Origin of the sequence: Mycobacterium botniense (assembly GCF_010723305.1) — a bacterium.
Taxonomy (GTDB): Bacteria; Actinomycetota; Actinomycetes; order Mycobacteriales; family Mycobacteriaceae; genus Mycobacterium; species Mycobacterium botniense.
This window is the reverse complement of record NZ_BLKW01000002.1, coordinates 678,090-700,682: the sequence shown is the minus strand read 5'-3', so window position 1 is coordinate 700,682 and position 22,593 is coordinate 678,090. Positions and strand designations below refer to the sequence as shown.

The window sequence follows — 22,593 nt, the reverse complement described above, 5'->3', positions numbered from 1 at the left end:
TTAGGCGCCGCTGCGGATCGACGCAATCGCGGCCGCCGTCGTCGCAGCGTCGGCCTCCTGGCCGGCTGCTTCCCCGATCATGGTGACGACGCTGGTCACCACCGCCTTACCGTCGGCGTCGGTGACCTCGCTGCGGATTTCAGCGATGACGGTGCCATGGGATTGGATGACCGAGTCGAGGTAGGCGTCAAAGTACAGCCTGTCGCGCGCCAAAATCGGCCGGTGGAACTTTAACTTCTGGTCGCGATGGAACACCCGGGCGATGTTGATCGGAATGTTGAACTTGGTGAACAGCTCCAGCTGGACACGTCGCCCGGCGATGGCCAGGAAGGTCAGCGGGGCCACCAGCGCGGGATAACCCGCCTCGGCCGCAGCAGCTTCGTCGTAGTGTGCCGGGTGGTCGTTTTTGACTGCCCGCGCGAACTCACGGATCTTTTCGCGCCCAACGTCGAAGTGGTCGGGGTGGCGGTAATGCTTGCCGATGAGATCTCGGGCTTCTGCTGGGACGGTCATGCAGGTGATCTCCGCTCGCGTGGGGGCTCAGCCGGGCAGCTTATCAGCGCTTGATGGGCAACGGGGTTGGATGCGGTCGGTGCGCCACTCGCGCGTCAGCCGCGCTCGTGGCGACGCGACACGGCTGCAGCCAGGGCACCGCCTGCGGCGCCCAGCGCCAGCGCCGAGGGCACCCCGATCCGCGCGGCCTTGCGGGCGGTCCGGAAGTCGCGGATCTCCCAGCCGCGTTCGCGCGCCAGGCTGCGCAGGCGAGCGTCGGGGTTGACGGCCACAGCGGTGCCCACGATCGACAGCAGCGGCACATCGTTGTAACTGTCGGAGTAGGCGCTACAGCGTTTGAGGTTGAGCCCCTCGCGGATCGCCAGCGATCGCACGGCGTGGGCCTTTCCGGGCCCGTGCAGGATGTCGCCGACCAGCCTGCCGGTAAACACTCCGTTCACCGATTCGGCGACGGTGCCCAGCGCCCCGGTCAGCCCGAGCCGGCGCGCGATGGTCACCGCAAGCTCATACGGCGTGGCGGTGACCAGCCACACCTGCTGGCCGGCGTCAAGATGCATCTGCGCCAGCTCGCGGGTACCGGCCCAGATTTTGTCAGCGATGATCTCGTCGTAAATCTCCTCACCGAGCGCTTGGAGTTCGGCGGTGGAGCGTCCCTCGATGAACGCCAGCGCCTTGCGCCGGCCCGCGGCGACGTCATCGCTGTTTTCCCCCAGGAGCTGAAACTTGGCCTGAGCGTAGAGGAATCGGAGGACATCGCGATAGTTGAAGTACTTGCGCGCCGCCAGCCCGCGGCCGAAATGGATCAGCGACGAGCCTTGAACGAGCGTGTTGTCCACATCGAAAAACGCCGCCGCGGTCAGGTCGACCGGCGGCTGCGGACCGCTGCCCTCGCCGGCGGGTTGCACATCGTGAAGCGCCCGGTCAGCGCTGGCGGAGCCGGCAAGCGATTCGAGGTCAACACGCCCGGGCTCTGGGCGGCCCGGCTCGATGCCGCCGGCGGACTGCCCGCTTTCGGGGTGGGTGGACGCCATCACGGACCTCCTTCCGCCGTGTCGCCGGTGCTCGTTTCGCGGCCAGTTCAACCCTATCTGGCCAGGTGGAAACCGGCTGCGCGTCACCAGTGCCACACTGGTCACCATGAGCCGGCCACATGTGGAGCTACTGACCCGCGCCGGGTGTCTGATCTGTACCCGGGTGGGAGCCCGGCTGGCCGAACTGGCCACCGAACTGGGTTTCGACCTGTCCATCACCGACGTCGATGACGCTGCGGCGGCAGGTAATCCCCGGCTGCGGGCCGAATTCGGCGACCGCCTGCCGGTGGTCCTGCTCGACGGTCGTGAGCACAGCTACTGGGAAGTCGACGAGGCCCGGCTGCGCGCGGACCTGGCGGCACGATGAGCACGCACACGTTTTGGTAGCCCGTCTGAAAACGTCTACCGTAGACAGCAGTCCATCGGTGCGAGCAAGGGAGCAGGCCAGGTGATGCTGCCGTGAGTGTCCTGCTCTTCGGGGTTTCGCACCGTAGTGCGCCGGTGTCGGTTTTGGAACAACTGAGTACCGACGAATCCGATCAGATCAAGATCGTCGACCGGGTGCTGCAGTCCCCGCTGGTCACCGAGGCGATGATGTTGTCGACGTGTAACCGGGTCGAGGTCTACGCCGTCGTGGAGGCATTCCATGGCGGCCTCTCGGTGATCGGGCAGGTGCTCTCCGAGCATTCCGGCATGAGCATGGCCGACCTCACCAAACACGCCTATGTGCGCTACGCGGAGGCTGCTGTCGAGCACCTGTTCGCCGTCGCCAGCGGTTTGGACTCCGCAGTGATCGGCGAGCAGCAGGTGCTGGGACAGGTGCGGCGAGCCTACGCCACCGCCGAGGCCCACCGCACCGTGGGCCGGGTGCTGCACGAGCTGGCCCAACGGGCCCTGGCCGTGGGCAAACGGGTGCACTCGGAAACCGCGATCGACGCTGCCGGTGCCTCGGTGGTCTCGGTCGCGCTGGGGATGGCCGCCGCCAGGATGGCCGGGCTGGACGGCAAGACGGCGACGGTGATCGGTGCCGGCTCGATGGGCGCGTTATCGGCGGCGCACCTGAGCCGCGCCGGTGTCAGCCACATCCACGTCGTCAACCGGTCGCTGCCACGGGCGCAGCGGCTGGCCCGCAAGATCCGCGAATCGGGTACCAGAGCCGAGGCGCTGAGCCTCGACCGGCTGCCCGCCGCGCTCGCCGCCGCCGATGTGGTGGTCAGCTGTACCGGCGCCGTGCGCCCGGTCGTGTCGCTGGCCGATGTGCACTACGCGCTGGCGACAGCGCGCCGTGACGAAGCAGTCCAGCCGCTGGCGATCTGCGACCTGGGTATGCCACGTGATGTCGATCCGGCGGTGGCCGGCCTGCCCGGGGTGTGGGTTATCGACATGGAGCGCATCCAGCACGAGCCGTCCGCACGCGCCGCGGCCACCGATGTCGACGCCGCGCGCCACATCGTGGCCGCTGAGGTCGCGACCTACCTGGCCGGGCAGCGGATGGCCGAGGTGACCCCCACGGTCACCGCGCTACGTCAGCGCGCCGCCGAGGTGGTAGAAGCCGAGCTGCTGCGCCTGCAAAACCGGCTGCCCGGGCTGGACAACGCCCAGCGCGACGAGGTGGCCCGCACCGTGCACAGGGTGGTCGACAAGCTGCTGCACGCGCCCACCGTCCGGATCAAACAGCTGGCCAGCTCACCCGGCGGAGACAGCTACGCCGAAGCCCTGCGTGAACTTTTCGAACTCGACCAGACCGCTGTCGATGCCGTCGCCACCGCGGGTGAATTGCCGCTTGCAGCAACCGAATTCGACGCTTCAACCCGTGTGCGCAGCAGAAAACACAGCGCCGCTGAGTAGCCGCTCGGCCGACGTGATCCGCATCGGGACCCGGGGCAGTCTGCTGGCCACCACCCAAGCCGCCGCTGTCAGAGACGCCCTGATCGCCAAGGGCCACCCCGCGCAACTGGTCACCATCACCACCGCGGGCGACCGGTCATCGGCACCAGTGGCCATGCTTGGCGTGGGTGTTTTCACCACCGCGCTGCGGGCGGCCATCGACGAGGGCCGGGTCGACGCGGCAGTGCACTCCCACAAAGATCTGCCCACCGCCGAGGATCCCCGCTTCACCATCGCGGCGATACCACCGCGAGACGACCCCCGCGACGCGGTGGTGGCGCGGGACGGTTTGGCGCTGGCGCAGTTGCCCCCCGGCGCGGTGGTGGGGACTTCGTCGCCGCGGCGGGTGGCACAGCTTAGAGCATTGGGTCTCGGTTTGGAAATCCGCCCCCTACGAGGCAACCTAGATACCAGGTTGAACAAGGTACGCAGCGGTGATCTCGACGCAATCGTGGTGGCCCGGGCGGGTTTGGCCCGACTGGGCCGTCTCAATGATGTCACCGAGACGCTGGATCCGGTGCAGATGCTGCCCGCCCCGGCCCAAGGTGCGCTCGCGGTCGAATGCCGTGCCGGTGATACCGACCTGGCGGCGGTGTTGGCGGAACTCGACGACCCGGACAGCCGCGCGGCGGTCACCGCGGAGCGGGCCCTGCTCGCCGAACTGGAGGCCGGTTGCTCCGCACCGGTGGGCGCGATCGCCGAAGTGGTCGAGTCCATCGACGAAGACGGCCGCGTCTTCGAGGAGCTGTCGCTACGCGGCTGCGTCGCGGCGCTGGACGGATCTGACGTGATCCGCGCATCCGGCACCGGCACTCCCGGCCGGGCGCGAGAGCTGGGGCTCTCGGTCGCTGCGGAGCTGTTCGCACTGGGTGCACGGGAGCTCATGTCGAGCGCGCGGCAACACCCCGCGCGGGAAGGTGACTGGGAGTAAACAGATGACTCGCCAAGTGAACACGCGAGGGCGTAAGCCGAAGCCGGGTCGTATCACATTCGTGGGTTCCGGTCCGGGCGATCCGGGTCTGCTGACCACGCGGGCGGCCGCGGTGCTCGCGCAGGCCGAGCTGGTGTTCACTGACCCCGATGTGCCTGACACCGTGCTGGCGCTGATCGGCACCGAACTGGCCCCGGTCTCCGGCCCGGCGCCGGCCGGCCACCACAGCGCCGACAGCGCTGCCGGCGACCATGACACCGCGGAAACCCCGGCAGTAATGCCGCCGGGCGGGCCCGATATCCGCCCCGCCCTGGGGGAGCCGGGTGAGGTGGCCAAGATACTCGCCGCGGAAGCCCGTTCGGGCGTCGACGTGGTGCGCTTGGTGGCCGGCGACCCGCTGTCGGTCGACGCGGTCATCACCGAGCTGAACGCCGTCGCGCGCAGCCATCTGCCGTTTGAGATCGTGCCCGGGCTGGCCCCCTCCAGCGCGGTCCCGACCTACGCGGGCCTTCCGCTGGGCTCATCGCATACGGTTGCCGACGTGCGCGGCGACGTGGACTGGGCAGCACTGGCCGCCGCCCCGGGCCCGCTGATTCTGCAGGCCACCGCGTCGCATCTGCCCGAGGCGGCGCGCACCCTGATCGACTACGGGCTGGCCGAAACCACACCCTGTGTGGTGACCGCACACGGCACCACCTGCCAGCAGCGTTCGGTAGAGACCACCCTGCACGGATTAACCGATTCGGCCGCCGTCGGCGGCACCGATCCCGCGGGGCCACTGACCGGACCGCTGGTGGTGACCATCGGGAAGACCGTGGCCAGCCGGGCCAAGTTGAACTGGTGGGAAAGCCGGCCCCTGTATGGCTGGACGGTGCTGGTGCCGCGCACTAAAGAGCAGGCCGGGGAGATGAGCGAGCGGTTGGTGTCCTATGGCGCGATCCCGGTCGAAGTGCCCACCATCGCGGTCGAGCCGCCGCGCAGTCCCGCGCAGATGGAGCGTGCGGTCAAGGGTCTGGTGGATGGGCGCTTCCAGTGGGTGGTGTTCACCTCCACCAACGCGGTGCGTGCGGTGTGGGAGAAGTTCAGCGAGTTCGGGCTCGACGCGCGCGCGTTCTCCGGTGTGAAGATCGCCTGCGTGGGTGAGGCGACCGCCGACCGGGTGCGTGCGTTCGGGGTCAGCCCCGAGCTGGTGCCGTCCGGGGAGCAGTCCTCGCTGGGGTTACTGGACGAATTCCCGCCCTACGACAGTGTTTTCGACCCGGTGAACCGGGTGCTGCTGCCGCGCGCCGACATCGCGACCGAAACCCTGGCCGAAGGTCTGCGCGAACGCGGCTGGGAGATCGAAGACGTCACCGCCTACCGGACGGTGCGAGCCGCCCCGCCGCCGGCGGAGACCCGGGAAATGATCAAGACCGGCGGATTCGATGCGGTGTGCTTCACGTCCAGCTCCACCGTGCGCAACCTGGTCGGCATCGCCGGTAAGCCGCACGCGCGCACCATCGTCGCGTGCATCGGCCCCAAGACGGCCGAGACCGCCGCCGAATTCGGCCTGCGGGTGGACGTGCAGCCCGAGGTGGCCGCGGTGGGGCCGCTGATCGACGCGCTGGCAGAGCACGCTGCCCGGCTGCGCGCCGAAGGCGCGCTTCCCCCGCCGCGCAAAAAGAGCCGCAGGCGCTAGTGGCGGAGATAAGCACGGCGGAACCGGGTGCAGCGGGTCGTCACTCGATGACAGTCAGCGGGTATCCCTCCCAGCGTCCACGTCGGCTTCGTTCGACTCCGGCGATGCGCCGACTGGTGGCGCAAACCTCGCTGGAGCCAAGGCATTTGGTGCTCCCGATGTTCGTCGCGGACGGTATCGACCAGCCGCACCCGATCGCATCGATGCCCGGCGTGGTGCAGCACACCCGCGATTCGCTGCGCGCCGCGGCTGCCGACGCCGTCGCCGCCGGAGTGGGTGGGCTGATGCTGTTCGGGGTGCCCCGCGCACAGGACAAGGACGCCGTCGGCTCGGCCGGAACCGATCCCGACGGCATCCTCAACGTCGCGCTGCGGGACCTGGCCAAGGACCTGGGTGATGCCACCGTGCTGATGGCCGACACCTGTTTGGACGAGTTCACCGACCACGGGCATTGCGGGGTGCTCGACGAGCAGGGCCGCGTCGACAACGACGCTACCCTGGCTAGGTATGTCGAATTGGCTGTGGCGCAAGCTGAATCGGGCGCGCATGTGGTTTCGCCGAGCGGGATGATGGATGGGCAGGTGGGTGCTATCCGCTGCGGCCTGGACGCCGCCGGGTACACCGATGTGGTAATCCTGGCCTATGCCGCGAAGTTCGCCTCGGCGTTCTACGGCCCGTTCCGGGATGCGGTGGCCTGCAGCCTCTCCGGTGACCGGCGCACCTATCAGCAAGACCCGGGCAACGCCCGCGAAGCTCTGCGCGAGATCGAGCTGGATCTCGCCGAAGGCGCCGACATCGTGATGGTCAAACCGGCGCTGGGATATCTAGACGTGGTGGCCGCGGCGGCGGAGATCTCGCCGGTGCCGGTGGCGGCCTACCAGGTGTCGGGGGAGTACGCGATGATTTCCGCCGCGGCAGCCAACGGCTGGATCGATGAGCGCGCCGCCGCTGTGGAGTCGTTGACCAGCATTCGGCGCGCCGGAGCCGACATCGTCCTCACGTACTGGGCCGCTTCGGCGGCGGGCTGGTTGTCATGAGCGGACCGCCGAGCTGGCCCCAGCCGCCGGCACCGCCCGGGCCGCCGAGCTGGCCGCAGCCCCCTGCACCGCCGCCGCGACCGCCCCAATTGCCGACGTCGCCGCCGCAGCCGACCCGGCCGATGGACGTAGACACCGGCTTTTGGCTTTGGGCAGCGGCGGTGCCGCTGCTGCTGATCGGGTACGTCGTGGACCTGGTCGCATCGCATCGCGGAGCCGCGTTGATGTACGCGGTGTCCGGGCTGTTCGCGGTGGTGCTGTGCGCGATCGTGGTGACCTTCTTGCTGTTGATGCGGGCCGGCTACCGGTGGGCCCGCACCACGCTGACCGGCGGTGGTCTGGCCACCATCGTCTCTGTCACGATCCGGGTATTCACCGGGCAGTGGCAGCCGCTGCCGGCAGTGGTCTGCGCCGTCACCGGGATCGTCGGTTCGGTGCTGATCGCCGGGGGAGTGGTGTTGTTGCATCGCAAGGACGCCCACGGATACTTCACCCGGTGATGGCTCCCCGTGGCCGCGGGTGGGGGCCGTCGCGGGGCCGCGGCGTTTGGCGTGGCCGGCGGCGGGAGACAATCGGAAAGGTGAGGCGACAATGAGCCCGGCGACCGAAACTGAACCCGCGCGGCTGTTTTATGAGCCCGGCGCCAGCTGGTACTGGGTGCTGGCGGGCCCGGCCTCGGCGGTGGCCATGCTGCTGATCGAAAAATCCGGCGGCAACGGCTGGGAGCCACTGGTCCCCGCGGTGTTCTTGGTGCTGGTGACGGGTTTCGTGGCGTTACAGGTCAAGGCAGCGCGAATCCACACCTCGGTCGAGCTGACCCGAGACACGCTGCGTCAGGGCACCGAGACGATCCGGGTGGCCGAAATCGTGAAGGTCTATCCCGATCCCGAGCACGCCGAGTCGGAAAAGGAAGTGCAACGCTGGCAGTCGGCGCGCGCGCTGGGGGAGCTGGTCGGGGTGCCGCGGGGCCGGGTCGGCATCGGCCTCAAGCTCACCGGCGGCCGTACCGCGCAGGCCTGGGCTCGCCGCCACCGTCACCTGCGGGCCGCACTGACCCCACTGGTCGAAGAGCGGGTGGGGCCGCCCGGCGCGGATATCGACGACAGCGACGAAGCCGGGTCGCGGTGGTGACCGCCCGCCACCGGGCCGTCCTCGAACTGATCCTGGCCGCCGCCGCGGTGGCGGGCTGTGCGGTGAGCTGGTCGCGGGCCCGATCCACCGTGGCGGTCGCACCCATTGCCGACGGTCAGCCGGTGACGATGTCGGTGACCTTTGATCCCCCCCTGCTGGTGCTGGCACTGCTGTTAGCCGCGGCCGCCGGTGTGCTGGGGGTCGTCGGGACCGCCAGGCTGCGGCGTTCGCAACGGAGGCGATAACACGCCGTCAGTCCTCGGCGTGCCGTTCGTAATCCCAGCGCTCGAGCCGTGTTTGGAGTTTGAGCAGACCCAGTCCGGCCAGCGGCGTGCCCACCGAGAGGCAGACCAGCAGCATCGGACTCATCACAGACCTCCATTGAAACTCTCACTGGTCAGACGTTTCGGCTCCGCCGCCAGTTCACGGCACCAGCATAGAGCCGCCGCGTCCTAGTTCCCGGACGACGCGCGGTCGGCCAGCGCACCGATCACCGGTGCCAGCACTTGGGCGTATTCGATCGTCACGTGGTTATCGTCGCGGTACACCAGGGTGTTGCCGACGATGGCCGGGCAGCGCTCGGCGGTGCAGAACAGTTCGGTCAGGTCGGCATAGTGGCCGCCGCCCCGGTTGGTCGCCGCCTCCTCGGCGGCGATGCCGGCTTGGTTCACCGCGACCGTCCGGGCCGGCGAACAGGCCGTGGCATCGTCGAGATGGGCTGAGAGGCAGGCGGGCACCGTGGAGTGCGGATCGGGGATCGGCCCCAGCACCAGCACCTGTGCCCCGGTGCTGCGCAGCTGCGCCACCAGGCGGGTCAGGCTGGCGATCCAGGCCGGGTCATACGACGTGAAACCGAAGTCGGCGCCGTAGCGGCGTGACATGCTCAGCACCACCAGCCGCGGATGCTCGGCCCGCAACCGGGCCATGATCTCGGCCCGCCACTGCTCACACTCGGTGTAGGGCCGGCCCAGATACGGGCTGGTGATCGGCAGGTCCATCAGCGGGCAGGTGACTTTGCCCAGCGTTTCCAGTCGCCAGTGCCGCTGCTCGGCGAGCCGCTGCAGGGCCGGGTTCCACATTGCCGCGTGCGAGTCGCCGACCAGGGCCACGGTCGTGGGTGAGGTGGTGTCGCCCGTCGCGCATTCGCTTTGGCCCACCTCGCGCCACGAGCGCACACACCCGTTGACGAAGACCGCCGGCTTATCGGCCGGCGCATCGGCAAGCGGCGGGGTCAGGTTCGACGGCACGGCCGCACGGTCGGCGGATGCCGCGACGGCGGACTGCGCCTGGGCGAAGGTTTGGCGAACGGCGGCGTCTAATGCGGCGTCTAATGGGTCGGCACTCGGGGCCGCCGAGGGGGGTGTAGCGAGAATCTTCGGTGCCGCAATCGCCAACCCGTGCCCGACCGGGGCGGGCACCAGCGCCAGCAGCACCAGGTCGACCGCCACCGCCAGCGTGGTGACAGCGGCGCCCAGCGCCAGGCTGGCGGCGGCCGATCGGCGCAACGCCGCAGCGAACCGGACCGGGTTCTCGACGAGATGCAGGGTGAGCACCGCCAGGCCGCAGGAGACCAGGACCGCTGCCAGCCTGCTCATCGGGTTGTCGGGCTGACCCACGAGCGCCGGCAGCAGCAGCAACACCGGCCAATGCCAGAGGTACCAGGCATACGAGACCCGCCCGATCGCCCGCAGGCCCGGCAGCGCCAGGACACGACCGGCGCCGGCGCCTGCGCATCCGGCCCCGATCACCAGCACCGTCCCCAGCACCGGAAGCAGCGCCGCGGTCCCCGGGTAGGGTGTCGCCGAGTTCAGCTCGGCGCAGGTCAGGACGATCAGGGTCAACCCGCCCCAGCCCGCGATTGCGGCGGCCAGGGCCGGCAACCGGTGCCATTCCGGTGCGGTCAGCGCCACCAGGCCGCCGGCCGCTAGCTCCCAGGCCCGGGTGGGCAGCGAGAAGAACGCCCAGGGCGGTGACGTGTCCGTGCACACCAGCGCCAGCCCGAACGACCCCGCGGCGACCAGCCCCAGCATCACCAGGTAGGGGGTCTGCGAGTGAGCGGCATCGATGCCGGTGCGCCGCCCCGCATGCCGTACCAGCCAGGTGGTCGCAATGATCAGCGCCGGCCACAGCAGATAGAACTGCTCCTCCACACCCAGCGACCAGTAGTGCTGAAACAGCGACGGCGGGGTGTCCGCGGCCAAATAATCGGTACCTTGCAGGGCGAAGCGGTAATTGCCGACATACAGCGCGCTGGCGATACCGTCCCGGAGCGCGCTGCGGGCCTGCAACGGCGGTAACAGGACGGCAGCGCCGATGCCGGTCACGACCCCGACGGTCGCCGACGCCGGCAGCAGGCGACGGGCCCGCGCTGCGTAGAAACGGGGCAACCGCACGGTGCCGGAGCTGTTCACCTCGCGCCAGAGCAGGCCGGTGATGAGAAACCCGGAGATGACGAAGAACACGTCCACGCCGATGTACCCGCCCCCGGCGCCGGGCACCTTGGCGTGAAACAGCACGACCGCCAGGATGGCCACCGCCCGCAGGCCCTCGATATCGGGGCGAAAGCCGGGCTGCGGCGGACGCCGACCGTGCTCGGTCCGGTGGCGGGAGCTTAGGGTGGCGTCCTGCCGCACTGTCATCAACGTCGTCGCCGGTCTTGGTCCTTGGGCGTCATGGTGCCGGATTTTCTGCCAGCGGCGGTGCCACGTTAGGAGACCATCCAGGCCAGTTCGGCGGGCAGCTGCTGGCGCCAAAACGATACGTCGTGCCCGCCCGGTGAGAAACCCCCCGCGGGGGGTGTGCGCAGCTGGGCGACGAAGGCGCGAGTGGCCGGGTAGAAGCGGTCGCTGGTGCCGCAGTCCACCCGCAGCGGGATCGACGCCAGCGCCGGCAGGCCGAACACGTTGTTGCGCTCCCAGTCCTCATAGCTGTCGAACGCCCCGGGTGCGCTGCCGGTGTAGGAGGTGAACAATGCCGGGCTCACCGCACAGATCCCCGCGGTCCGCGCGGCGCCCAGCCGGGCCCCCAGCAACAATGCCCCGTAACCGCCCATCGACCAGCCCATAAAGGCCACCCGCGAGGTGTCCAGGCCCTTGGCCGCCAGCAGCGGCAACAGCTCCTCGAGCACCATCGCTCCCGAATCCTGGCCGGAGACGCGCCGATGCCAGTAGGTGTCGCCGCCGTCGACACCGACCACCGCGAACCCGGGATGGCCGGCCTGGACCAATTTCGCCAGCTCCTGGTCGACGCCGAGGTCGAGCACGGTGTTGGCGTTGCCGCCCTTGCCGTGCAGCGCGATCACCGGGCGCAGTGCGGCGGTCTGACCAGGTGGCCGCACGATCACCCAGTTGGTGGTGACGCCACCTCGAGCCGCCGAGACAAACGAGCCCGACAGTGTGGTCGGCACGGCGCTGCCCGCCGCCGGCTCGAACGGTGCGGTGGGTGAGGCCTGTGGTCCGGTCGGATCCAGCAGGGCACTTAACGCCCAAACACCGGTGGCTCCGGCCACAGCGCCCATACCCAGACGGAGCGCGGCACGACGGGTCAGCACGGGCGCATCATGCCCGGCGGGACCGCTACGCCCGCAAAGCCACGCCGTCGCGGCGGGAAACGTTATGACGACGTAACGCCGGCCGGAGCCGGATCAGGTGTTTTACGCCGCGCCAAGCTGATCCGATGATCCGCACTGGTTCGACTCGGTCTCCGACAAGCGCGCTGGTGGCATGATGAGCGGTCGCCGGGAAGATGAACCCGGGACGCCGGCGCTGGCGGCCCGCACGGGATCGAAAGAGGGGCCGTGCGCAGGAAATAGCCACGCCGTGTTGCTGATGTACCGGATACTCTCCGGCCTCGGCCCGTCGCTCAAAGCCGCTGACATCCCCGGCGGGTGGCTGGTCGAGCACGTCGAAGGCGACGAGCGGCCACCGCCCGGCCGGGCGCTTGACCTCGGCTGCGGTGCCGGGCGCAACACCCTCGACCTCGCCCGTCAGGGCCGGGACGTGACCGGCATCGACCTCCTCGGTGAGGCTGTCGACCCGGCGCGCGCCAACGCCGTCGGCGCCGCGGCGACAGGGCGGTTCCTGCGAGGCGACCTGACTGGACTGCCCCTGGTGACACGTCAGCAGCGAGTACTGTGCGGCTTAATTCATTCGCAGTTCATTCGATACCATGCGTGTGCAAAAATTCGTCTGGAATCGGCGAGGTCAACCGACCGACCAGGGCGTAATAAAACAGCTGCGTGCCCTCCATCGAGAGGCGATGCCGATACAGCTCGAGATGGTGGATATTGAAATATTGTGAGAAGATAAGGGCGCGTACCAGGCGAGAGAAACCGGTCTGGTCCGCCGCGTCCAGAAATGACTGTTTGATATTGAAAGCCAGCCAGCCGCCCGTCTGTATAAGCCGCATCGCGTTGAAAAACGCTTGCGGCGGAATGTCACCGAAACCCAGCGCTGCGACACATGTCAGGCAATCGAAACTCCACTCACTGAGTTCCTCACGCAGCTCGTCGTTCATGGTGGCCAAGTCCGCGACATAGTAAGCGTCGTAGACCGTTGGCCGGTCCCGATATGCGGCATCGCGGGCTTCGGGGACGATGTCCACGCCGACCAGCCGGGCGACGCCATCGCGCTTCAGCACATCGCCCATCATCCCGTTACCGGCACCCAGATCGAGCACCCGCAACTCGGTGACCGGCTCGCGCGCGGTCTGCAGCGCCCGCTGCAGCAATTCCATCACTTTGACCGGTGAATTGCACCGCAATCTGCCGTAAAATAGTTCCTCATAAAGCCCGGGCCTCTTGTATATCGCGGCGTAGTCATGAAACCGCAGACGTTGCGGCTTGCCATCTTCGATCAGCTTGAAAGAGACCTCGTCTTGGCGCAGTTGTTCTGAATTGTAGGGAGGAAACTGAATTCGATAGATTTGGGGAGCCACAAGTTTTCATTTTAACGCCACCGGCACTGCGAACAATTTGTGGGGTACGGTTGACGCGCGTTCGCACGGTGACGGGGTTGATGATGCTGGGGACCCCCGGCCGCGGCGCGCGCATGCCCAACCCATCCCGGATTGGCCGCAAGTACGTTGTCCTGGCAGGATGCCTGAGAAGGGTTGCGGCGAAAAAGGATGGCCGATGAGCCTGGCGTTTCACTGGTTTTTGCCCACCTACGGCGATTCGCGGGAGCTGGTCGCCGGCGGGCACGGCACCCCGATGTCCGGTGACCGGCCCGCCACCCTGCGCTACCTGAACCAGATCTGCGCGGCCGCCGAAACCAACGGGTTCGAGGCGGTGCTCACCCCGACCGGGTTGTGGTGTGAGGACGCCTGGCTGACGACGGCGATGCTGGTGGAGACCACTGAGACACTGAAATTTCTCGTCGCATTCCGTCCCGGCTTCATCAGCCCGACACTGGCCGCGCAAATGGCCGGCACCTTTCAGCGGCACTCAGGCGGACGGCTGCTGCTCAATGTCGTCACCGGCGGTGAAACCCATGAGCAGCGGGCCTACGGGGATTTCTTAGATAAGCAGTCCCGGTATGCCCGCACGGCCGAGTTTTTGCATGTGGTCCGGCAACTGTGGACGTCACCGGAACCGGTGACCTTCGCCGGAGAGCACATCCGGGTCGAGGACGCGGTGCTCAACAACCCGCCCGACCCGCTGCCCCCCATATTTTTCGGTGGCTCATCGCAACCCGCCGGGCCGGTGGCCGCCAAATACGCCGATGTCTATCTCACCTGGGGCGAACCGCTGCGGGCCGTCGGCGAGAAACTGGACTGGATCCGCGGGCTGGCTGTCGACGAGGGCCGGGTTGTGCAGTACGGCCTGCGGATCCATGTGATCACCCGGGACACCGCCCGGGACGCGTGGGCGGAGGCTGACCGGCTGCTGGCCGGGATCAAGCCGGCAGATATCGAACGGGTGCAGGCCAGTCTGGCCCGCAGCGAATCCGAGGGGCAACGCCGCATGCGGCTGCTGCACGGCGGGGACCGCAGCCGACTGGAGGTGGCGCCCAACCTGTGGGCCGGGGTGGGCCTGGTCCGCGGGGGCGCGGGCACCGCCCTGGTCGGCTCGCATGCCGAGGTCGCCGACCGGCTGATCGAGTACTCGCGGCTGGGGATCACGCACTTTATCGTGTCGGGGTATCCGCATCTGGAAGAGGCCTACTGGTTCGGTGAAGGCGTGCTGCCGCTGCTCGAACGCAAGGGATTATGGACTCACCCCCACCGCTCGCCGCGGGCAGTCCGGACGACGCCGTGTGCGGCCACCTCGGCGCACTGACCAGCGGGCGGCGCGACGCGAAGCTGCTGCGCACCGGTCTGCGCCCCCACCGCCGACGATATCCGCACATTCGCTACCGAGCAGTTGCTGCCGCGTCTGTCTGAGGCGGTGCACGCCGCCCCGGGGGCGCCGTTCGGGATCACGACGTCGTGGGACGGGGCCGCGCCCGGCCGAGGATATGCGCGTGGGACGGGAAAAACCTCAGGGGCGCATAGTAAAACCGGTCTAGCTCTTCGATGTCGAAACCCGCGGCGCGGATCGCCGCGGCGGTGTCGCGGTTCGGATGGCAACCGCCGCCGATACGCGACCACAGTGGTGCGATCGCATCTTGCAGCAGGCCGAACCACGGTTTCTCGGAGCGGACATGTTCGAAAAAGCGCAGCTGGCCCGTGGGTTTCAGCACACGGCGGATTTCGGCGAGCGCGGCTTGGGTGTCGGCGATCGAGCACAACACCAGCGAAGCGACCGCGGCGTCGAATCCGTGGTCATCGACCGGTAGTGCGGTCGCGTGGCCCGCGAGCACGCGCACCGGAACCGGTGCTCGGGTGGCGGCCTCTTCGGCTAGGCCACGCAGATGATCGTCGGGTTCGACGGCCACCACTTCGGTGACCGCATCCGGGTAGTGACTGAAGTTCAAACCGTTGCCGGCGCCGATTTCGATCACCCGGCCCACCAACCCGGCCAGCGCCCGGTCGCGATGTGCAGCGGTTCCGCGGCGTTCCGATTCGGCGCTGATCCGCTCATACATCCGGGCAAACCGAGGGTGCTGAAACTGCGACAGATCCGCCATAACGCCTCCTTTATCCACCGTGCACAGCATGCTCGGAATCGGTCGCGCTGTCGATAATGCGGCACACGGCGGGCGCCCGTCCCGGGGCCGACGCGCACCGCCCAGCCGACGTGCGGCCGGTTCGCTGAACCCGCGGTGTCACGGCTCTTCGGTACGGTGCAGTCACGTCGATCGACACGGCTGCACTGGGTGTCGCGCTGGGCGCCGGGTCGGCGGCGGCGCTGAATCCGTGCGGATTCGCTTTGCTGCCCGGCTATCTGGCGTTGCTGATCGCCGATGGCAGTGCGGCGGCATCCCGTCCGGTCGCGGTGTGGCTGCTGGCCGACAAAGACATCCCGGTTATCCTGCCCACACCATCGGGTGGGGTGCCTGCGCGACAGTGGCCGTCGATGTATGGCTACGGCGTGGGCTGCGCGATCGCCTCGATGTGTTGCGCTGTCGGCCCGTTTCTCGCGGTGATCAGCGCGACGTTCACACAAGGATCACTGCTCAGCGGTGTGCCGGCTTTTCTCGCCTATGCGGGCGGGATGAGCATCACGGTCGGGGTGGCCGCGCTGGCGGTGGCCCTCGCCGGTGCTGCCGCCGCTGACCCGCTGCGCCGGGTGCTGCCGCATGTCGGCCGGGCTGCGGGAGAAGGTGGGATCTGTCGCACCGGCCAGAGCCGCTCTCCAGGGGTGTCGCGGCGCCGGGCTGTTCGGGTGAACCGAGGCCAGTGCGGCAGATGGTCCAGTCTCCACCGTGCAGAGCCGGATGTCGACGGTGTGCCCCCGGGCCCGGCGCGAACAGACTCCGGCGCGTCAGACGCGGTTTTCGGCCACCAGCCCGCTGTAGGCGCGCATCAGCCACGCGTTAAACGGTTTTGCTGAGCAGTACCGCCTTCTCGAACGGCAATCTGGCGAAGATCCAACGCCAGCGGCCGACGATGTGCGATGCCGCCTCAGCCCTGCTGACCACCCGTGGCTCGGTCACGGCGAACGTGTTGCCGGAGCGGCGCAACCGTCCGCCGCCGGCAGCGGTGATGTTCTTCAGCCAGTCGCGATCGGGACCGTAGGTGAGCAGGATCGCCACTCCCGGCTTTCCGTCGATATCGGCGCTGAACACAGTCAGCGGGGTGCGGTAGGGCTTGCCGGAACGCCGGCCGACGTGCTCGAGGATCCCGAATGTCGGCAGCCAACCGGCCCACAGCCGTTGAATGGGGTTGGTGACGTAGCGGTTGAACCGGGCCAGCCATTGCGGTAGTTGCATCCTTTGATCCAACTCGAGCGCAATGGCTGATCTCAAGGCTCCAAGACCCGCTGCTGCCGGTGGGATCTGAACAATTACACCCCGTAGTCGAACCGGTGCCGACGGCTGGAACACTAGTGGTCGTGGGCACCCATGACCAGGTGACGGCGCCGTCGACGACCGCCTCGGCGCGACTGTTCGACCAGGCCTGCGCGGTGATCCCCGGTGGAGTGAACTCGCCGGTGCGGGCGTTCAAGGCGGTCGGCGGCACACCGCGCTTTATCACGCAAGCCCGCGGCTGCTGGCTCAGCGACGCCGACGGCAACCGCTATGTCGACCTGGTCTGCTCGTGGGGCCCGATGATCCTGGGCCACGCGCACCCTGCGGTGGTGCAGGCGGTGCAGCAAGCGGCCGCCGGCGGGCTGTCGTTCGGGGCGCCGACGGCGGCGGAAACGGAGCTGGCCGCCGAAATCATCGGTCGGGTGCCGCCCGTCGAGCGGATCCGGCTGGTGAACTCCGGCACCGAGGCCACCATGAGCGCCATCCGGCTGGCGCGCGGATTCACCGGCCGCCCCAAAATCGTCAAATTCTCCGGCTGTTATCACGGTCATGTGGACGCGCTGCTGGCCGACGCCGGCTCAGGAGTGGCGACCCTGGGCCTGCCGTCCTCACCCGGTGTCACCGGCGCCAGCGCCGCGGACACAATTGTGTTGCCCTACAACGACGTCGACGCCGTGCGGCAGACATTTGCCCGGTTCGGCGACCAGATCGCCGCCGTCATCACCGAGGCCAGCCCCGGCAATATGGGAGTCGTGCCGCCCGCACCGGGATATAACGCGGCGCTGCGGGCGATCACCGCCGAGCACGGGGCGCTGTTGATCACCGACGAGGTGATGACGGGTTTCCGGGTCAGCCGAAGCGGCTGGTATGGAATCGAACCCGTCGACGCCGACCTGTTCACCTTCGGCAAGGTGATGAGCGGCGGGTTGCCGGCCGCGGCCTTCGGCGGGCGTGCCGAGGTGATGGAAAAGCTGGCTCCGCTGGGGCCGGTGTATCAGGCCGGCACACTCTCCGGCAACCCGGTGGCGGTGGCCGCCGGGCTGGCGACGCTGCGGGCCGCCGACGCCGCGGTCTACGCTGCACTGGACACCGCCGCCGACCGGCTGGCCGCGCTGCTCTCCGCGGCGCTCACGGATGCCGGTGTGGCGCACCAGATTCCGCGGGCCGGCAATATGCTCAGCGTATTCTTCGCCGAAGAGCCGGTGCGCGACTTCGCGTCGGCGCAGGCAAGCCAGACCTGGCGTTACCCGGCCTTTTTTCACGCCCTGCTGGACGCCGGCGTGTACCCACCGTGCAGCGCTTTCGAAACATGGTTCGTCTCGGCCGCTCTCGACGACGCCGCGTTCGACCGGATCGCCGCCGCACTGCCCGCCGCCGCCGCGGCGGCCGCCCGGGAGCGCACCCCCTGATGGGCGAGCACACGCACGTCCACCTGGTGCGCCACGGCGAGGTGTACAACCCCGACGGCGTCCTCTATGGGCGGCTGCCCGAATTTCACCTGTCCGAGAAGGGCAAACAGCAGGCTGCCGCGGTCGCTGACGCATTGGCCGACCGCGACATCGTGGCGGTGATCGCCTCCCCGCTGCAGCGGGCCCAGGAGACCGCCGCACCGATCGCCGCCCGCCACGGCTTGGCGGTGGACACCGACCCCGACCTGATCGAATCGACCAATGTCCTGCAGGGCAGGAAGCTTTCGCCGGGCAGCGGTGCCTGGCGGGATCCGCGGGTATGGTGGCACCTGCGCAACCCGTTCACCCCGTCATGGGGCGAGCCCTACACCCAGATCGCGGCGCGGATGGTCACCGCGGTGGACAAGGCCCGGGCCCGGGCCGCCGGCCACGAGGTTGTGTGTGTCAGCCACCAACTGCCGATCTGGACGCTGCGGCTGCAGCTGACCGGCAAACGGCTCTGGCACAACCCGCGCCGCCGGCGATGCGCGATCGCCTCGGTGACCACGCTCATCTACGACGGCGACCGCCTGGTCGACGTGGTCTACACCACCCCGGCGGGCGGCTGAGCATGCGCTGGCTGGTGATGGTGGTGACGGCGCTGGCCGGGCTGGTCAGCGGCTGCTCGACCGGCGCGGACGCGGTCGCGCAGGGCGGCACCTTCGAGTTCGTCGCCCCGGGCGGCAAGACCGATATCTTCTACGACCCGCCCGAGCGCCGCGGGCGCCCGGGCCCGCTGGCCGGGCCGGATCTGATGGATCCGGCGCGCACCCGCTCGCTGAGCGACTTCTCCGGCGACGTCGTCGTCGTCAACATCTGGGGGCAGTGGTGCGGACCGTGCCGCACCGAGATCGGTCGCCTGCAGCAGGTGTACGACGCCACCCGCGCCGCCGGGGTGTCTTTCCTGGGCATCAACGTCCGCGACACCAACCGGCAGGCGGCGCAGGACTTCGTCGAAGACCGGCACGCGACGTTCCCGTCGATCTATGACCCGGCGATGCGCACCCTGATCGCGTTCGGCGGCAAGTACCCGACCAGCGTCATCCCGTCCACCCTGGTGGTGGATCGCCGGCAGCGGGTTGCCGCGGTTTTCTTGCGGGAAGTGCTCCCCGAGGACCTGCTGCCGGTGCTGCAGCGGGTGGGCGCGGAGCAGCGGCCTCAGCCGGGACCGCCATGAGTGGGTTCAGCGAAATCGCCGCCGCCGGGCCGTTGCTGCTCGCGCTGGCGGTGTGCGTGCTGGCGGGGCTGGTGTCGTTTGCCTCACCGTGTGTGGTGCCGCTGGTGCCGGGCTACCTGTCCTATCTGGCCGCGGTGGTCGGTGTCGACGCGCAGCCGGGCACAGGCACGACGCCGACGGCGGCGCGGTGGCGGGTGGCCGGCTCGGCAGCACTGTTCGTCGCCGGGTTCACCGCGGTTTTCCTGCTGGGCACCGTCGCCGTGCTCGGGATGACCACCACGCTGATCACCAACCAGCTGCTGCTGCAACGGGTCGGCGGGGTGCTGACCATCGTCATGGGCCTGGTGTTCGTCGGTTTCATCCCGGCTTTGCAGCGCCAGGTGCGCTTCGCTCCCCGGCAATTGTCCACGCTGGCCGGGGCACCGCTGCTCGGTGCGGTGTTCGCGCTGGGCTGGACACCCTGCCTGGGGCCGACGTTGACCGGGGTGATCAGCCTCGCCACGGCCACCCAGGGCGCGACCGTGCTGCGCGGCATTGTGCTGGTGATCGCCTATTGCCTGGGGTTGGGGATCCCGTTCGTGCTGGTGGCACTCGGGTCGGCGCAGGCCGTGGCCGGTGTGGGCTGGCTGCGCCGGCATACCCGGGCCATCCAGATCGTCGGCGGAGCCCTGCTGATCGCGGTCGGCGCGGCGCTGGTCACCGGCGCCTGGAATGAGTTGATCGCATGGTTGCGGGACACGCTGGTCTCCGATGTGAGGTTGCCGATGTGACCCGGCACACCGAGACGCACTCACCCAAAACGGCGCGTTTCGGGGCGATGTCACGCGGGCTCGCCCGGGCGCGCAACAGCTGGCGGGCGCTGACGTCGATGGGCACCGCGCTGGTGCTGCTGTGTCTGCTGGCCCTGGGGGCGCTACCCGGGGCCCTGCTGCCGCAGCGCCGCCTCAACCCCGGCAAGGTCGACGAGTACCTGGCCGCGCATCCGCTGCTGGGCCCATGGCTGGACCGGCTGCAGGCGTTCGACGTGTTCGCCAGTTTCTGGTTCACCGCCATCTATGTGCTGCTGTTCGTGTCCCTGCTCGGTTGTCTGCTGCCACGCACGGTCGAGCACATCCGCAGCCTGCGGACCACCCCGGTACCCGCCCCCCGCAACCTGGCCCGGCTGCCCAAGCACGCCGCCGCCACCGTCGCTGCCGAACCCGACGTGGTAGCCGACGCGATAACCGAGCGGCTGCGCGGCTGGCGCACCGTTGTCCGCCGCGAAAACCCCGCCGCCACAGAGGTGTCCGCAGAGAAGGGCTATCTGCGCGAATTCGGCAACCTGGTGTTTCACGTGTCGCTGCTGGGTGTGCTGGTCGCGGTGGCCGTCGGCAAGCTGTTCGGCTACGAGGGCAACGTGATCGTCCTGGCCGACGGCGGGCCCGGCTTCTGCTCGGCGTCCCCGGCGGTGTTTGATTCGTTCCGCGCCGGCAACACCGTCGACGGCACGTCGCTGCACCCGATATGTGTGCGGGTCAACGACTTTCAAGCGCGATACCTGCCTTCGGGACAGGCCATCTCGTTCGCGGCGAACATCGACTACCAAGCGGGCCGTGACCTGAGCGCGGGCAGCTGGCGGCCCTACCGGCTGGAGGTGAACCACCCGCTGCGAATCGGCGGGGACCGGGTGTATCTGCAAGGTCACGGCTATGCGCCCAGCTTCACCGTGACCTTCCCGAACGGACAGACCCGCACGTCGACCGTGCAATGGCGGCCCGACAATCCGGTGACCCTGTTGTCGTCGGGCGCGGTGCGTATCGACCCGCCGGCGGGCGCCTATCCCAGCGCCGAGCAGCGCCGTCAGCACCAGATCGCGATCGAGGGGCTGTTCGCCCCGACGGCGCAGCTTGACGGCGCGTTGCTGTCGTCGAGCTTTCCCGCGTTAAACGACCCGGCGGTCGCCGTCGACATCTACCGCGGTGATACCGGCCTGGACACCGGCCGGCCGCAGTCGTTGTACAGCCTGGACCCCCGGCTGATCCAGCAGGGCCGGCTGGTCAGGGACAAGCGGGTGAACCTGCGCGCCGGTGAGCAGGTCCGGCTCGGTCACGACGGCACCCTCGTGCGCTTCGACGGCGCGGTACCGTTCGTCAACCTGCAGGTCTCCCACGATCCCGGCCAGATCTGGGTGCTGGTTTTCGCGGTCACGATGATGGCGGGCCTGCTGGTGTCGCTGGTGGTGCGCCGCCGCCGGTTATGGGTCCGCATCGTGCCGGCGGGGCAGACCGGTACGGTCGACGTCGAGCTGGGTGGTCTGGCGCGCACCGATAACGCCGGCTGGGGTGACGAGTTCGAACGCTTGACCGAGCGGCTACTGGCGGGGTTCGCGCGACCAGCAGCGGTCGAGCCGGTGCGCGCGGGTGTCCCGGCGGGAAGGGATCGTCCATGAACACTGTGCATGTGGACATGACGCTGGCCCGGTATTCCGATTGGGCGTTCAGCTCGGCGCTGCTGACGCTGGTGGTGGCGTTGCTGCTGTTGGCGGTGGAATTGGCCTACGTCCGCAGCCGCAGCGACGCGGCCGCTGAGCTGGTCCCTGCGGGATCGGTGGCCGCTGACAGCACGACGCCCGGTATCGTGCTGCCGGCCCCGCGGCGACCGTTCGACGAACGTGTCGGCCGGGCCGGTCTGGCGGTGGTTTACGTCGGAATCGGGCTGTTGCTGGCGTGCATCGTGCTGCGCGGGCTGGCCACCGCCCGGGTGCCCTGGGGCAACATGTATGAATTCATCAACCTGACCTGTTGGTGCGGCCTGGTCGCCGGCGCGGTCGTGCTGCGCCGCCCGCAGCACCGCGTGCTGTGGGTTTTTCTGCTGGTGCCGGTGCTGATTTTGTTGACGATCTCCGGGCGCTGGCTCTACGCCAACGCTGCCCCGGTGATGCCGGCCCTGCAGTCCTATTGGCTGCCGATCCACGTCTCGGTGGTCAGCCTCGGTTCCGGGGTGTTCTTGGTCGCCGGGGTGGCCAGCATCCTGTTTCTGGTCAAGGTGGCGCAGCCGGCCGACCCGGACAGCGCGGGAATGCTGGCCGCGGTGCTGCGGCGCCTACCCGACCCGCAGACCCTGGACCGCATCGCTTACCGGACTACCATTTTCGCCTTCCCGGTCTTCGGTTTCGGGGTGATATTCGGCGCGATCTGGGCTGAGCAAGCCTGGGGACGGTACTGGGGATGGGATCCCAAGGAAACGGTGGCCTTTGTGGCCTGGATGGTCTACGCGGCATACCTGCACGCCCGGTCGACGGCGGGGTGGCGCGAAAAGAAGGCGGCCTGGATCAACATCGCCGGTTTTGTGGTGATGGTGTTCAACCTGTTCTTCGTTAACCTGGTCACCGTGGGTTTGCACTCGTACGCCGGTGTGAACTGAGCAGACA

The 22,593-nt window shown here is 68.7% G+C and carries 23 protein-coding genes and 1 pseudogene; 17 read left to right on the top strand and 7 right to left on the bottom strand.

Going from position 1 to position 22,593, the window contains the following annotated elements:
- Positions 1 to 513 (bottom strand): FAS1-like dehydratase domain-containing protein, encoded by a 513-nt coding sequence (locus G6N08_RS03585; RefSeq protein ID WP_163754387.1) that lies wholly within the window; start codon positions 511 to 513, stop codon positions 1 to 3.
- A 95-nt stretch (positions 514 to 608) separates the two neighbouring features.
- Positions 609 to 1,544, bottom strand: a complete 936-nt coding sequence (locus tag G6N08_RS03580) for an HAD family hydrolase (RefSeq protein ID WP_163754385.1) — start codon at positions 1,542 to 1,544, stop codon at positions 609 to 611.
- A gap of 106 nt (positions 1,545 to 1,650) precedes the next feature.
- Here G6N08_RS03580 and G6N08_RS03575 point away from each other — a divergent pair, with 106 nt between their 5' ends.
- The 8 genes from G6N08_RS03575 to G6N08_RS03540 all read left to right on the top strand — a co-directional run bounded on the left by G6N08_RS03575 (position 1,651) and on the right by G6N08_RS03540 (position 8,453).
- Positions 1,651 to 1,911, top strand: coding sequence for a glutaredoxin family protein (locus G6N08_RS03575; protein WP_163754382.1), 261 nt, complete (start codon positions 1,651 to 1,653; stop codon positions 1,909 to 1,911).
- Positions 1,912 to 2,003: 92 nt separating this feature from the next.
- Positions 2,004 to 3,392 (top strand): glutamyl-tRNA reductase, encoded by a 1,389-nt coding sequence (locus tag G6N08_RS03570; RefSeq protein ID WP_163754379.1) that lies wholly within the window; start codon positions 2,004 to 2,006, stop codon positions 3,390 to 3,392.
- Between the two features lie 13 nt (positions 3,393 to 3,405).
- Positions 3,406 to 4,362 (top strand): hydroxymethylbilane synthase, encoded by a 957-nt coding sequence (hemC, locus tag G6N08_RS03565; protein WP_163756631.1) that lies wholly within the window; start codon positions 3,406 to 3,408, stop codon positions 4,360 to 4,362.
- Between the two features lie 4 nt (positions 4,363 to 4,366).
- Complete coding sequence (locus tag G6N08_RS03560) at positions 4,367 to 6,040, top strand: bifunctional uroporphyrinogen-III C-methyltransferase/uroporphyrinogen-III synthase (RefSeq protein WP_163754375.1); 1,674 nt, start codon at positions 4,367 to 4,369, stop codon at positions 6,038 to 6,040.
- A gap of 47 nt (positions 6,041 to 6,087) precedes the next feature.
- Positions 6,088 to 7,077: a porphobilinogen synthase gene (gene hemB, locus G6N08_RS03555; protein ID WP_163754372.1), complete on the top strand. Its 990-nt coding sequence runs from the start codon at positions 6,088 to 6,090 to the stop codon at positions 7,075 to 7,077.
- Between the two features lie 122 nt (positions 7,078 to 7,199).
- Complete coding sequence (locus G6N08_RS03550) at positions 7,200 to 7,577, top strand: hypothetical protein (RefSeq protein WP_163754369.1); 378 nt, start codon at positions 7,200 to 7,202, stop codon at positions 7,575 to 7,577.
- 91 nt (positions 7,578 to 7,668) lie between these two features.
- On the top strand, positions 7,669 to 8,208 hold the full coding sequence (gene mce1N, locus G6N08_RS03545; protein WP_163754366.1) for a transport-regulating membrane protein Mce1N: 540 nt from the start codon (positions 7,669 to 7,671) through the stop codon (positions 8,206 to 8,208).
- Positions 8,205 to 8,453, top strand: a complete 249-nt coding sequence (locus tag G6N08_RS03540) for a hypothetical protein (protein ID WP_163754364.1) — start codon at positions 8,205 to 8,207, stop codon at positions 8,451 to 8,453. The genes mce1N and G6N08_RS03540 overlap by 4 nt, the downstream gene beginning before the upstream one ends.
- 207 nt (positions 8,454 to 8,660) lie before the next feature.
- Here the strand turns inward: G6N08_RS03540 and G6N08_RS03535 are convergent, their stop codons facing one another.
- Positions 8,661 to 10,847, bottom strand: a complete 2,187-nt coding sequence (locus tag G6N08_RS03535) for an acyltransferase family protein (protein ID WP_163754361.1) — start codon at positions 10,845 to 10,847, stop codon at positions 8,661 to 8,663.
- 68 nt (positions 10,848 to 10,915) lie between these two features.
- The gene (locus G6N08_RS03530) at positions 10,916 to 11,725 is read right to left on the bottom strand and encodes an alpha/beta hydrolase-fold protein (protein WP_163756629.1); all 810 of its coding nucleotides are present in this window, start codon (positions 11,723 to 11,725) and stop codon (positions 10,916 to 10,918) included.
- Between the two features lie 205 nt (positions 11,726 to 11,930).
- Between G6N08_RS03530 and G6N08_RS21240 the strand changes: the two are divergent.
- Positions 11,931 to 12,332 (top strand): annotated as a pseudogene (locus G6N08_RS21240) (methyltransferase domain-containing protein); the annotation flags it as partial.
- Positions 12,333 to 12,363: 31 nt separating this feature from the next.
- Here G6N08_RS21240 and G6N08_RS03520 read toward each other — a convergent pair.
- A complete protein-coding gene (locus G6N08_RS03520; protein WP_218033334.1) occupies positions 12,364 to 13,143 on the bottom strand; it encodes a class I SAM-dependent DNA methyltransferase in 780 nt (259 codons plus the stop codon).
- A gap of 196 nt (positions 13,144 to 13,339) precedes the next feature.
- Between G6N08_RS03520 and G6N08_RS03515 the strand changes: the two genes are divergently transcribed.
- Positions 13,340 to 14,485, top strand: coding sequence for an LLM class flavin-dependent oxidoreductase (locus G6N08_RS03515; RefSeq protein ID WP_163754355.1), 1,146 nt, complete (start codon positions 13,340 to 13,342; stop codon positions 14,483 to 14,485).
- A gap of 139 nt (positions 14,486 to 14,624) precedes the next feature.
- Here the strand turns inward: G6N08_RS03515 and G6N08_RS03510 are convergent, their stop codons facing one another.
- Positions 14,625 to 15,275 carry a class I SAM-dependent methyltransferase gene (locus G6N08_RS03510; RefSeq protein WP_163754352.1) on the bottom strand — a complete coding sequence of 217 codons (651 nt, stop codon included), beginning with the start codon at positions 15,273 to 15,275 and terminating at the stop codon, positions 14,625 to 14,627.
- Positions 15,276 to 15,445: 170 nt separating this feature from the next.
- Here G6N08_RS03510 and G6N08_RS20525 point away from each other — a divergent pair, with 170 nt between their 5' ends.
- On the top strand, positions 15,446 to 16,141 hold the full coding sequence (locus tag G6N08_RS20525; RefSeq protein ID WP_308494706.1) for a hypothetical protein: 696 nt from the start codon (positions 15,446 to 15,448) through the stop codon (positions 16,139 to 16,141).
- Here the strand turns inward: G6N08_RS20525 and G6N08_RS03500 are convergent.
- Positions 16,125 to 16,520, bottom strand: coding sequence for a nitroreductase family deazaflavin-dependent oxidoreductase (locus G6N08_RS03500; RefSeq protein ID WP_163754347.1), 396 nt, complete (start codon positions 16,518 to 16,520; stop codon positions 16,125 to 16,127). The genes G6N08_RS20525 and G6N08_RS03500 overlap by 17 nt on opposite strands.
- A gap of 122 nt (positions 16,521 to 16,642) precedes the next feature.
- Here G6N08_RS03500 and hemL point away from each other — a divergent pair, with 122 nt between their 5' ends.
- The 6 genes from hemL to ccsB are packed head-to-tail and all read left to right on the top strand — an operon-like array spanning position 16,643 to position 22,586.
- Positions 16,643 to 17,968 (top strand): glutamate-1-semialdehyde 2,1-aminomutase, encoded by a 1,326-nt coding sequence (gene hemL / locus G6N08_RS03495; RefSeq protein ID WP_163756626.1) that lies wholly within the window; start codon positions 16,643 to 16,645, stop codon positions 17,966 to 17,968.
- Positions 17,968 to 18,576, top strand: a complete 609-nt coding sequence (locus G6N08_RS03490; protein ID WP_163754344.1) for a histidine phosphatase family protein — start codon at positions 17,968 to 17,970, stop codon at positions 18,574 to 18,576. Before hemL ends, G6N08_RS03490 begins: the two co-directional genes overlap by 1 nt.
- A gap of 2 nt (positions 18,577 to 18,578) precedes the next feature.
- Positions 18,579 to 19,184, top strand: coding sequence for a TlpA disulfide reductase family protein (locus G6N08_RS03485; protein WP_163754342.1), 606 nt, complete (start codon positions 18,579 to 18,581; stop codon positions 19,182 to 19,184).
- The gene (locus G6N08_RS03480) at positions 19,181 to 19,954 is read left to right on the top strand and encodes a cytochrome c biogenesis CcdA family protein (RefSeq protein WP_163754340.1); all 774 of its coding nucleotides are present in this window, start codon (positions 19,181 to 19,183) and stop codon (positions 19,952 to 19,954) included. Before G6N08_RS03485 ends, G6N08_RS03480 begins: the two co-directional genes overlap by 4 nt.
- Positions 19,955 to 20,001: 47 nt before the next feature.
- Positions 20,002 to 21,612, top strand: a complete 1,611-nt coding sequence (resB, locus tag G6N08_RS03475) for a cytochrome c biogenesis protein ResB (protein ID WP_163756624.1) — start codon at positions 20,002 to 20,004, stop codon at positions 21,610 to 21,612.
- On the top strand, positions 21,609 to 22,586 hold the full coding sequence (gene ccsB / locus G6N08_RS03470; protein ID WP_163754337.1) for a c-type cytochrome biogenesis protein CcsB: 978 nt from the start codon (positions 21,609 to 21,611) through the stop codon (positions 22,584 to 22,586). The genes resB and ccsB overlap by 4 nt, the downstream gene beginning before the upstream one ends.
- Positions 22,587 to 22,593: the final 7 nt, after the last annotated feature.